Below are 12,023 nucleotides of genomic sequence, written 5' to 3' on the forward strand. Positions count from 1 at the left end.
CGGCGCCGTTGTCCCGGGCGCGGGGCTGGGCCCGCGCCCGGGACAACGGAGTCACCCGAACCGAAGGTTCACCCGAACCAGCTGGGCGCCGTGAGCACAGTCGCATCGTCGATGTAGTCGAACGGCCCAGGCGTCAGGGTGCCGAACTGGTGCTGCGCCTCCGGAATCTTGCTGAAGTCCTTGTACTTGATCAGCCTCATCTTGGAGCTTTCCTGCCAGATTCGGGCCCACTCGGCCTCCGGCCTGAGGATCGGGGTGGTGATGTTGGGGAACTGGTGGGCCGAGAAGTCGGCGACGTACGTCTTCCCGCCGCGGTCGGCGACCACGGCGAAGTGGTTGGTCGTCGGGACCTTGTCCCCCCTCTGCCAGATGCCCATGCCCCGGTACTTGAAGTTGGTGAAACCCTTCGATTCCAGGTGCTCCTTGACCGGTTTGAGGATGTCGTAGCACTTGGCTTTCGGGCTCTTGACGGCGTCGGCGATCTGCTTGAGCCGCTCGGTCACGGTCGATTCCACGACATCGGCATCGAAGTCGGACAGGCCCTTCGCCTTCGCCTGCGCCCGTGCCCGCTGCGCCGCCGCCGGGATGTTGGCGGCATCGACCAACGCATCGGTTTCCGGGGCCAGGTCGTCAGGCGTCAGCCGACTCGGCTCCACCTTCGGGCGCCGGGGCTCGGTGCGGACCCTCGGCGGGTTGTGCTGGGCGGGGGCGGGGGCGGAATTGGTCTTGGCGGGGCCCTTGCGGGGTTTGGCGCGCAGGCGGGCCAGCTTGGGCTTGATGGCCTTGAGGGACTTCATGATGAAGGCCGCGTCGACGGCGGCTCCCGCCACGGAGAGGAACCGGCCCAGCGCGGCGTCCGCCATGGCCTGCCGGTAGACGTCGCCGCGATCGGTGTTCTGTGCGATCTGCTCCTCGTAGTGCGCCTCGGCCAGGCCGAACCCCACGCCGGCGCCGAGCGCCACCGCCGATCCGATGCCTCCGCCCGCGCCGATCGTGATCGGCAGCGTCACCAGGGCCAGCGCGATCATGAGGTCGCGCATGGTCCGGTTGTGGACCTCGCTCTCGTGCTCGGCCGAGGTGTAGACCAGGCCGTCGAGGTCCGACAGGACCCGGTCCCGGGCCGCCCGCCACAGCGCGGTGGGGGTGTCGTCGCTCGACACCATCTTCAGTCGCCCGATCTTCTGCCCGACCCTGGTCTTCGCGGGCTCGAAGTCGATCGGCTTGGCCGCGTCGCTCTCGAAGCGGGACAGGTGCTTGCGGATGAAGGGCTCGTACGAGCTGCCCGAGTCGGTCCACTTCCAGAAGTGGTGCTCACCGGTCTCCAGCGAGATCAGCAGGTGCTCGTCGATGAGGCCGATGGCGACCAGCCCGGGAACCACCTTGCCGTTGAACTCGACCAGGGTCTCCTTGCACGGGATCTCTTTCGTGAACCGCCCGGTGAGCCACGCATAGGTGAACATGCGCGTTTTGGTGTCGCGTGTGGTCGCGAAGATACGGGCTGCTGTACCCCGCAGCCGGGGGCCGGCGAACTCCTTGAAGTTCTTCTTGAAGTCCTTTGCGTCGAGGGCCTGTTCGGCGTCGGCCTTCAGCCGTGCGGCGATCCCGTCGCGGACCCGGGAGCCCTTGAGCGCGTCGACGATCGACTGGGGAAGGCCACGCGGCGGAGTGAGGTCGACCCTGCTCCGCTTCCAGACCTCGGGGTTCTTCCGGTGCGGCTCGCCGAGCGCCAGTTCCCGGGTGGTCACCTTCCACACGAGTTCGGTCGCGCCGTGGTTCATCGCCAGGGTCTCGGCCGTCACGGGGAGGCTGACCTTGGCCGTCCACTCCCCGTCCAGCGGCACGGTCTTCGCGGACCGGTCCCCGCTCACCTCCTTGATGATCTTCCGGGCGGTGTCGTCGAGGTAGTTCTTGCGGATGGTCTCGCGCTGCTCCAGGGACTCCGCGCCCTGCGTCAGTTTGGCGAAGAAGTTCTGCACCGCGGCAGCGCCCTTGGCGGACAGGCCGGTCAGCGCGTCCTCTTCACTCGCCGGGGTGTCGGCCGCTGCCCGCTTCTTTCGGGATTTCGCCGGCCGGTCACTGACGAGGTTCGGGATGCGGTGGGCTCCCAGCACACCCGTGTCTTTTCTGTCCTGGGACACTTCCTCAGGTCTGTTGACGACGACGCGGGCGATATTGGTCAGGGACTCGGTACCGTCCTTGTAGTAACTCGTGTGCGCATTCCTGAGGTTGCCCCACAATCCGGCTTCCGGGCGCCACTGGTAGTCGGCCCGCATGCGGGTGACGTCGCTGCCGCTCGCGTAGTTCTTGTGCGTCGGGGCCTGGCTGAACATACCGAGCTTGCTGATGAGGTCGGTGCCCGTGGCGGTGGTGAAGATCTTGTCGACGTGGAGGTGCTTGGCGCGGACACCGCTGCCGGGGCTGCCGGCGAGGACGAGATTGTTGATGTGGTGCCTGCCCGTGGTGTCGGTACCGGCGCCCGCGGCCGCGTGGCCGGCCACCACGCTTCCGTAGCTCAGCCCGCTGACGGTCAGCAAAGGGTACGGCTTCAAGTCATGACGGATGCGGGCGTCGCTCTTGCGCCAGTACTTACGCCATGTGTCGAGATCCTCGTGGAGGCGTTCACTGCCCTTTCCGGCCGGTTTCTCGAAGGCGGCCTGCAGAAAGCCCTGCGGAGCCTTGTAGCCGACCCAGGCCACGACGGCCACCTTGGCATCCGGCTCGATCCGCAGGCATTCCTCACGCAGATTCCGCGCGTGGCCGACCAGCTCGGCCAGCGATTCCAGTGAACTTCCCATGCCCGGCACCAGGACCGCCACATATTCGGCGGTCTCCATGTTGCCCACGGCCACCGCCGCGCGCCCCCGCCCCTCCTTGAACTGCGAATCGTAGGCCAGGAGTGAACAGTCCTTGTTGGCGGACATGACGCCGTTCACCAGAACGGCATTACGCTGATGTACCCCCTCGACCAGCACGCCCTTCTTGCACTCCTGGCGATAATGGTCGGAATCCTTCTTGAAGTTGTCCACCAGGGCATACGCCGGTGTCGGCGGCTCCCAGTCGTCCCCCGCCGGGTCGGGAGCGAGCGGGTCCGTCGTGTTGAACCGCCGCGCAGGCCGCTCCGCCACGCGGCTCACCCTGACGTCGGCGGACTCCAGGGGCGGGGCACTGGGCACTACGGAGCCGGGCTCCGCGGGCGGGGCACTGGGCAGCACGGCGCCGGCCGGGGGCCACGGCGGCAGGAACTCCGGACGGAATCCCGGTGGTGGCGGGGCGGGGATACCGTTGTGACAGGAGGTGGAGCCTGCCTGGTTCCGCTGCTGCGAGAAGGCGCTCCCGTTCCCGGATCTCCCCGGAACCGGCTTCCGTTCCGGACTGGCCATAGTCACAACAAAAAGCCCCTTTCATCAGCACACGTGTCGGGAAGTGGCCGACAGCCACCAGAACGGACACGCCACACCCAATCACCCCCGCACACCCGGGCCGTGTCACCCAAAAGACAATCCCGGCGACCGAAAGATGGGAATCCGCCGAACTCCTGGGCGCTTAAGGTTCCTTAAGGTCCCGTTACGCCCCCATTGAGCACGCGTACGCCACCCTGTGTGTCCATGGAGCCCACCCCGGACCCCCTGAACACCCCCGCACGCAAGGCCCCGGCCACCGTCCTCCTCGCCGACGGCGACCCGGGATTCCGTACCGGCCTGCGTACCGTTCTGGAAGGACTCGGCCGGTACACCGTGGTCGGTGAGGCGGCGGGAGACACGGAGGCGGGGCGGCTGCTGCGGGAGACCCGGCCCGGACTCGTCGTCATGGAGCTCGCGCTGGCCCGGCGGGCGGAACTGCGCGGACTGCCGGCGGACCGCCGGCCCAAGGTCGTCCTGGTCGCCGAGGAAGGCTGCCGCGAGGGGCTGGCCGACGCGCTGGACGCCGGCGCGTGCGGGTTCGTCACCAGGACGCTGGACGCCGCACTGCTGGACGCCGTCCTCGGGCACGTACTCGCCGACGGCTGCGCCTTCGCCGCCCCCCGGCTCGTCGGCGCGCTCACCCGCCAACCGCCCCGCCCGCAACCGCAGTTCACCGTGGCCCACCGGCGCGCGGCGCTCCTCGGCCCGACGGAGCGGGAGGTGCTGCGGCTGCTCGGCCACGGGCTGGACAACGCGCGCATCGCGCACGAGCTGCGACTGTCGCACAGCAGCGTCAAGGCGACCGTGTCCCGGCTGCTGGCCCGGCTCGGCCTGAAGCACCGTACGCAGGCCGCGCTCGTCGCGAACGAGACCGGGCTGACGGACGAGCCGTCCGGTCCGGGTAGCCTGTACCGCCGAGAGGGTACATATCCCGACATGAGGCGGTGAGTTGGATGACAGACAGGCCGGCATCCCGCGAGGAGTCGCAGCCCCTTCCCGCCGAGGAACCGCCCGCGCACGGTGAGACCGTGGTCCTGGACGTGCGCCGGCTCTCCAGCCGGCGCCGTGGTTCCCGCGCGGCCCGCTGGCGCGTACCGCTGAGCGCGGTGGGCGTCGCGGCCGTCGCCGGGGCCGTCTTCTACCTCGTCGGCGGCGAGGGCACCGGAGCCCGGGCCGGAGCCGCCGGACGCGGTGCCGGGGCGCCCGACGCGCTCCCGGGGCAGGAGTCGGAGTCGCCCGGCAGTACGGACGGCACGGACGGGACGGACGGGACGGCATCCCCGTCCGGCGGCTCGCCGTCGTCCCAAGGCAGCCCGTCCGCGTCCGACGGCACCCATCCGCACGGATCCGCATCGGAGTCGGGGAGCGCGCCCCCCGGCGGTTCGTCCCCCGGGAGCGACCAGGCGGCGCGGCAGCGGACGCCCGGAAGCGGCGCAGGCGACGGCCGTACGTCCTCCGGAGAGTCCTCGCCCGGCACGGGACAGTCCTCGCAGTCCTCCTCCCGCACCTCCCCGCCGCCGGGCGATGGCACCCTGCGCCCCGGCGACCGCGGCGCACAGGTGAGCGCGCTGCAACGGCGGCTGTTCGGGCAGGGGTTCACCTACGTCGAGGTCACCGGCGTCTACGACGACCGTACCCGGCGCGGCGTCGCGCAGCTGCAGAGCGACCGCGACCTGAGGGGCGACCCGTCCGGCATCTACGGGCCGCACACCCGGGCGGCGTTCGGCCTGGACGGATAACGGACGCGGCACTGTCACCGGCACCGTCGCCCTGTCAACATTCGTAGTCGGCATTGGTAGTCGGCCGAAAAGCCGAACCGGCACCGTGGGCGCACATGCGAGGGTGAGATCAACTGGGGCGTCCCCTGCCCCAACTCCCCACGGAACAGCGCTAGGTGACAGGTGTACAGCTTCACGTACAAGAGAAACATCGCCGACTCCGGCGTGCAACTGACCTACAGCGGAAAGCAGAGCCCGGCCAAGGCGCTCAGCAAGGCGCGCGACGTCGACGCGAAGGTCCGCGACTACCTCAAGAAGGGTGGCGGCGGAGTCTTCTCCGGGAACACGCCCGGAGCCAAACTGGCCGGCTTCTGCGCCGCGTACGGGATCACCGGCGAGGGCCGCAAGGATCTTGCGCGTCAGCTCCTCGACCACGCGATGCGCGAGCAGGAGGAGCTGCGCGCCGCGGACCAGCGGCGCCTGGCCGCCTGGAAGGAGCGGCAACAGGAGCACGCCCGGCGTGTGCTGGAGCAGGCGCCCGCCTGGTTCTACGGGACCGAGGTGGGCTGCGCCCATGTCGCCCGGCTGTTCCGGCTGTGCAACCGCGCCCCGGAACAGGAGCTGCCGCACGTCCCCACGGCGAAGGACATCGTGCGGGAACTGCGCAAGACCCTCGAAGGGCAGGGGCGCGACGCCGACGTACAGGCCATGATGCCGGTCTTCGCGCAGATCCTGGGCATGCCCAAGGAGGAGGCCGCCAACTACTTCCGCGCCGAGTTCAAGGCGGCGTCGCAGCTGCCCGGGACCTTCTACCGCGCCGAAGTCCTCTCCGGCTTCGGCCACCGGCAGGGGGACGTGCTGCGCACGCAGGCCCCCACCTCGGTCTCCTCGAAGGAGGCGAAGGCCAGGGACTTCTTCACCCACCGCGCGGGCCATGGAGGCGCCACCGAGGTGAAGGTGCTCTACGTGTTCGACAGCCCGCCCGGCCGCCGGCTGCAGACGGCCCTGAACGAGTCGAGCACCGGCGAGGGCGAAGCGGTCGTGCCCGACCGCGCGTTCTTCCGCGTGGCCGGGGTGAAGCGGAGTGGCCCTGAGGTGGTGGTCCACCTCACGCCCGTCCGCGGGGACGAGGCGCGGCGCGGCCCGTGGAGCTGGATGGGCCACGACGCGGGTCTGCGGCTGCCGGGGCCGCGCTGACGACCGGTCAGTGCTGCCGGGTCCGCGTTGACCGGGCCCGGACGGACGGCCGGGTCGCCGAAGGATGATCCGCGGTCGCCCATCGGTCGATCCGCCGGCAGCCCACCGAGTGAGGTACCTCACTCCCTAAGGTCCGCTTAAGGAATTTAAAAGCCTAATGTCCAATTTGGTGGAATCGGGAGGATTGACGCCGTGATCAAGGGTGGTGAAAGGTCATTCCCGTCACCACCCCACACCCCTACTCGCCCTGCTCGACCGGGAGTTGCCGTATGCGTACGTCCGCCGTCCTCGCCACCGCCGGTACCGTCGCCTCACTCGCCCTGGTACCCGTCACCCCGGCGGCAGCGGCACCGGGGTGCGGCGGCAACTCCCTCGGCGAGGCGGGAAAGTACGCCGAGTTCGTGGAGGGCGACGCCACCCGCTACGCCGACACCGAGGGCGCGGTGGCCGTCGGCGGCGACGCCCGGCTCGGCGACAGCGGCAGCGGCCAGGGCTTCTCCGTCGGCAGCAAGCTCTCCGGCAAGGACCTGGCGGCCCTGCCCGGCGGCAAGTCCCTCGTCGTCGACGGGAAGCTGACCGCCAATCAGGTCGTGATATCCCAGGGCGCCGGTGTCTACGGCGAGCTGAAGGACGCCAGCCGCCCCGGCGGCTTCGCGGTCGACGGCCCGCACGCGAAGGGGCCCTCGCCGGTCGACTTCCGCAAGGAGTTCACCGCGCTGCGCGCCTCCTCCAAGAACTGGGCCGCCCAGCAGGCCAACGGCACGTTGACCCGGCCCGAGGGCGGCAAGGCCGTGCTGCTGACCGGCAAGGACGAGCAGCTCAACGTCTTCACCGTCCAGGCCGCCGACCTGCAGAAGGCCTCCCGCATCTCCCTCAAGGTGCCCTCCGGCTCCACGACCCTGGTCAACGTGCTCGGCAGCGCCTACGACATGGGCGCGGCCTCCCTGTACGGCGTGGAGATCTGGGACCCGCAGACGCAGAAGTTCGTCCTCGACGACTACGGGGCCGGCTCGGCGAAGTTCAAGGAGGTCCGCTCCAAGCTGCTGTGGAACTTCCCGCAGGCCACGTCCCTGAAGAAGAACGAGGCGTCCTGGCCCGGCACGATCCTCGCCCCCGACGCGGCCGTCAAGCTCGGCGAGAAGGGCGACAAGGGCGGCAGCGGCAGCCGTCCGACGGGGCCCGGCCACGTCAACGGCGCTGTCATCGCCAAGGAGTTGACGTCCGTGCCCGGCGCGGAGACGCACCAGATGCCCTTCTCCGGCTGCCTGCCCGGCGGCGGGGGCGGCGGTTCGGCCGCGCCCGCTCCGGAGCAGCCCGAGACACCCGGCAAGCCGGCCCCGTCGGCGCCTGCTTCCGGGTCCGGACAGAGCGGGAAGCCCCAGGCGCCCTCCGGCTCCTCGTCCACCTCCTCGGCCGCGCCCTCGGGGAACAAGCCCTCCGAGGCGCCCTCCGGGAGGACCCCGTCCGGCTCCCCTGCACACGCCGCCGGCGGCGACCGCGTGGAGGGCGAACTCGCCTCCACCGGCGGCGGGCAGAGCACCGCGCTCGTACCGGTCGCCCTCGCGGTCACCGCGATCGGCGCCGCCTGCGTGAGCGTGGCGGCCCTGCGCCGGCGCGCGTCCCGCCGTCACTGATCCGCTGCGTACCGGCGGCTCGTACGGGCGCGGGCGCACCCACCCAACTACCACACCCACCCAACTGCACCACCCCCAACCGCACCACCCCCAACCCCTCACACCCGAAAGCGACACCAGCACATGCAGATGCGCAAGCGCACGGCCATAGCCGTCGCCACCGGCGTGGTCACCTGCGGGCTCCTGGTCCCCGCCACGGTCTTCGCCACCGACGCCCTCACCAACTCCTCGTCCTCCTCCGCCCAGGCGGTGAAGGTCAAGCTGTCCGGCAACCAGTGGTGGCTCACCGGCAGCGTCACCATCCCCGGCGCCAAGCCCGGCTGGAAGCTGGAGTTCGACGTCAAGGACGGGGCCGTCCCGCAGATCTACCAGGGCAGGACCACGGTCTCCGGCAAGCACGTCACGGTCACCCCGGACACCTACCAGGGCGGCGAGTTCAACTTCGGCGTGGACCTGGCGGGCAAGCAGACCTCGTACGAGCTGACCAACTTCAAGCTCGACGGCAAGCCCGTCGACGTGCAGGGCGCCTCCTGGAAGGAGGGCGGCAGCACGCCCACGCCCAGCCCGGACCCGAGCAAGCCGCCGACCCCGGACCCCTCCAAGCCGCCGACGCCGGACCCGTCGAAGCCGCCCACCCCCCAGCCCGGCGGTGAGCTGAAGCCCGGTGAGACCTGGGTCTCCGACAAGTCCCTGAAGATGAGCGCCGAGTTCAAGGACTGGGGCACCTCCGGCCAGCTCGACTTCACCATCACCAACACCGGTACCAAGGACCTGGCCTCCTGGTCCGCCGCCTACGGCCTCGAAGCCTGGCTCCAGCCCGGCGACTCCTGGGGCGACGCCTCGGCCACGGTGCAGAAGGAGCTCAAGCGCCTGCTGCTGACGGGCAAGGCCCCGCTGAAGGCCGGCGCCTCCGCGAAGGTCTCCGTCGCCACCACCCAGCCCGGCCCCGACGGCCGTCCCCCGGTCGACGCGGGCAAGCCCGCCGCCGCCTGGCGCGGCGCCACCCCCTTCATCGACGCGGCCGCCTACCCGACGCCCGACCTCGCGCAGATCTCCAAGGACACCGGCATCAAGCAGTTCGTCCTCGGCTTCGTCGTCGGCGACACCCAGGGCAAGGGCCTGCCGCGCTGGGGCAGCGACGCCCTCACCCCGGCCCAGCATATGGCCCAACAGATCGCCGACCTGCGCAAGGCCGGCGGCGACGTCGCCATCTCCTTCGGCGGTGAGAACGGCCACGAGCTCGCGGTCGACCACAAGTCCGCCCAGGAACTGGCGAAGACCTACCAGGGCATCATCGACCGCTACAACATCAACAAGATCGACTTCGATGTCGAGGGCTCCGTCCAGACCAACACCGCCGCCAACAAGCGGCGCGCCGAGGCTGTGAAGATCCTCCAGGACAACGCGAAGAAGAGCGGCAAGGCCCTGCACGTCTCCCTCACGCTCCCGAGCCTGGCCACCGGCCTGGTCCAGGACGGCAAGAACGTGCTCAAGTCCTTCACCGACGCCGGCGCGCGGCCCGACGTGGTCAACGTGATGGCCATGATGATGGGCCAGTCCGTCCCCGACATGGGCAAGTACGGCGACGCCGTCATCATGGCCGGGGAACACCTGCACCAGCAGCTCAAGGACTTCTTCCCGAACAAGTCCGACGCCGAGCTGTGGCGCATGGTCGGCATCACGCCCAACATCGGCAAGAACAACGGCGACGGCGGGCAGGGCGTCGGCGACAAGGGCGTCGTGTCCGTCGCCGACATGAAGAAGATCGAGAAGTTCGCCGCCGACAAGAACATCGGCATGCTCTCGATGTGGTCCGTCGGCCGCGACCAGCAGTGCAAGAACGGCGCCGTGCAGTTCGACAACGCGTGCAGCGGCGCCAAGCAGGAGAAGTACGACTTCTCCAAGGCCGTCGCCCAGTACACGAAGGAGTGGACGGTCGGCAAGTAGCCCTTGCGCTCAAGGGCACTTGACCGGAGGGAGGCGCCCCTGCTCCACGGCAGGGGCGCCTCGCTGCGGGCCCGCGATCAGAACCCCTTGTCGTCCTTCTTCACCGCTGCCTGCGTGAAGTTCGTCGAGAAGAAGTGCCGGGGCACCTTGATCTCCGGGCGGAACAAGCCGTTCACCAGCTTGTTCAGGCCCGTTTCGTCGCGCATGTTCAGCAGGGTGTCCTGCGCCTCGTCCGACATGCCGCGGATGCGCTCCAGGATGGACAGCCCAAGGCCGCGGATCATGTCCCCGCCGGAGAACACCATGCCGAAGCGGTCGAGCTCCTGCCTGCTCACGGCCTGGTGGTCCTCCTGAGGGAGGCCCGGTATGTGACCCTGGAGTTTCGGAGTGCTGGCGAACCGCATCTCCACCAGGCTCATCCACCCGGTGTCCGTGAACTCCGGGCGAGCGAAATCGAAGCGGAAAGTGCGTCCACCGAACCTGCTGCTGGGCTTCTTGGGCACCTCGCCGACCTCCAGCGAGAAGAAGACGCAGTCGTCGTTGCCCAGCAACTCGATGTCTTCCTGGGGGGAGTTCGCGGTATTGAACTTCACCCCCCGCTCGATCAGCTTCTGCCGCGAGAACAGGTTGAGCAGATGCTTCTCTTCGTCCAGTACCGGACCGCCGGTGGTGTGGGTGGCGAAGAACTTCGCCGCCAGGAATTCCCGGTAGAAGTCCTGCTCCTCCTTCCGGAGGGGGTGGAGTGCACTCCGGAGCCTTTTGATGTTGGCCGAGGACAATTCGTCCACGTTCAGGCTTTCGTGAGGATCCTTCGCCTGCCACAGCACGCCGTCACGGTACATGTGGTCGTAGGCCTTCTTTCCTCCTTTCCTGCGGATGTTCCGTACCAGTCGGCGCTCCCATGCACTGCTTCGCGCGTGGGGGAGCGGATGCGGGGAATGAGCGGTGCTGCCCCCTGGTGCCCCCGGCGGAGACGATCCTCGCGTGGTGCTCGGTCGTCGGGACACGTGTGAAGCCTTCAGCTTCTCTTGCGCGGGTTCGTACACGACGTACAACTCCTCCCAGCCGGCTGTCCGTCACGTGATCATGAAGCGGCTCATGGGTTCCCAGGCTCCACAGGAGTTCGGCGGGACGCCAGAGCCCCGAGGACCGATTGTGGCCGGGCACCGTCAACTTTCGGCGGCGCACAGTCCACTTGGGCCGACAGACAGCGGCTTGCGGGTCCGTTGCCGGGGCGGAAGGGGCCCCTCCCGGGCAACCGGGCTAATACGTAGGGAATCTACGGATTATCCGCGTGTCAGCCGTCCGGGACCGGGGAACTTTAGGGACACGCCGATGCGCACTTCTGATGCGGCATAAAGAGGGGGCATATGTCAGGGAAGTCAGTGCTGCGCGATTCGGTCAACGGTCCTGAGAACGCGGGGTTATCGGCGGATATTTCGGTGCCGAGGCACGTCGCTGTCATTCTCGACGGCAACCGGCGCTGGGCGGCTGTCCACGGACGGCCACTGATCGAGGCATACCGGCTCGGCGCCCTGCGCGTACAGCAGTTGCTGGGATGGTGCGATGCGGCTGGGGTGCGATACGCCACGGTGTGGGCTCTCTCGCAGGACAATCTCGGGCGTTGTCCGGGCGAAGTCTCCGCCGTTCTCGAAGCGGTGTGCGCCGGCTTGTGGGCCATCTCCGCCTCTCGCCGCTTCCCCGTCAGAATCATAGGAGACACCGACCAGTTGCCCGTCGGCTACAAAGCACAGCTCGACCGCATCATGAAAGAGGCCGCCGGGGGAGAGGGGACGACGCTGAACGTCGCTCTCGCCTATTGCGGCAGGCACGACATCGTGCAGGCGGTGCAGGCCATGGCTCGGCACGGCCTGCTGAGTACGGGACCGGGCGAAGCCGCTGCCACGGAGCGCCTGGTGAGCCGGTACTTGTCCACTGCGGGGCAGCCCGATCCCGAGCTCGTCATCCGCACGTCGGGAGAGCAGCGTCTGTCCGGATTCATGCCGTGGCAGACCGCTCACGCGGAGCTGTACTTCACGTGGACCACCTGGCCCGACTTCACCAGGAACGACTTCGTGAGGGCCCTGGAGTGGTACGCGGGCCGCCGACGCCGCTTCGGCCGCTGA

General features: G+C 69.1%; 8 protein-coding genes. 6 read left to right on the forward strand and 2 right to left on the reverse strand.

From position 1 onward, the window contains the following. Positions 1 to 68: 68 nt before the first annotated feature. Positions 69 to 3,125 carry an alpha/beta hydrolase gene (locus tag ACFP1Z_RS19045; protein ID WP_390317649.1) on the reverse strand — a complete coding sequence of 1,019 codons (3,057 nt, stop codon included), beginning with the start codon at positions 3,123 to 3,125 and terminating at the stop codon, positions 69 to 71. Between the two features lie 480 nt (positions 3,126 to 3,605). Between ACFP1Z_RS19045 and ACFP1Z_RS19050 the strand changes: the two genes are divergently transcribed. From ACFP1Z_RS19050 to ACFP1Z_RS19070, 5 genes are all read left to right on the forward strand, one after another. Continuing rightward, entirely contained in the window at positions 3,606 to 4,349 is a 744-nt protein-coding gene (locus ACFP1Z_RS19050; protein ID WP_390317650.1) for a LuxR C-terminal-related transcriptional regulator, read from the forward strand. Positions 4,350 to 4,354: 5 nt separating this feature from the next. Beyond that, complete coding sequence (locus tag ACFP1Z_RS19055; protein WP_390317651.1) at positions 4,355 to 5,140, forward strand: peptidoglycan-binding domain-containing protein; 786 nt, start codon at positions 4,355 to 4,357, stop codon at positions 5,138 to 5,140. A 162-nt stretch (positions 5,141 to 5,302) separates the two neighbouring features. Further along, positions 5,303 to 6,316 carry a hypothetical protein gene (locus ACFP1Z_RS19060; RefSeq protein ID WP_390317652.1) on the forward strand — a complete coding sequence of 338 codons (1,014 nt, stop codon included), beginning with the start codon at positions 5,303 to 5,305 and terminating at the stop codon, positions 6,314 to 6,316. A gap of 269 nt (positions 6,317 to 6,585) precedes the next feature. Continuing rightward, positions 6,586 to 7,950, forward strand: a complete 1,365-nt coding sequence (locus ACFP1Z_RS19065) for a choice-of-anchor A family protein (RefSeq protein ID WP_390317653.1) — start codon at positions 6,586 to 6,588, stop codon at positions 7,948 to 7,950. 129 nt (positions 7,951 to 8,079) lie between these two features. Further along, positions 8,080 to 9,897 (forward strand): chitinase, encoded by a 1,818-nt coding sequence (locus ACFP1Z_RS19070; RefSeq protein ID WP_390317654.1) that lies wholly within the window; start codon positions 8,080 to 8,082, stop codon positions 9,895 to 9,897. Between the two features lie 77 nt (positions 9,898 to 9,974). Here ACFP1Z_RS19070 and ACFP1Z_RS19075 read toward each other — a convergent pair whose 3' ends face one another. Next, the gene (locus ACFP1Z_RS19075) at positions 9,975 to 10,724 is read right to left on the reverse strand and encodes a hypothetical protein (protein WP_390317655.1); all 750 of its coding nucleotides are present in this window, start codon (positions 10,722 to 10,724) and stop codon (positions 9,975 to 9,977) included. Positions 10,725 to 11,282: 558 nt separating this feature from the next. Here ACFP1Z_RS19075 and uppS point away from each other — a divergent pair. Continuing rightward, the gene (gene uppS / locus ACFP1Z_RS19080; protein WP_390317656.1) at positions 11,283 to 12,023 is read left to right on the forward strand and encodes a polyprenyl diphosphate synthase; all 741 of its coding nucleotides are present in this window, start codon (positions 11,283 to 11,285) and stop codon (positions 12,021 to 12,023) included.

Source organism: Streptomyces gamaensis, from assembly GCF_042656465.1.
In the GTDB taxonomy this organism is placed as follows: Bacteria; Actinomycetota; Actinomycetes; order Streptomycetales; family Streptomycetaceae; genus Streptomyces; species Streptomyces gamaensis.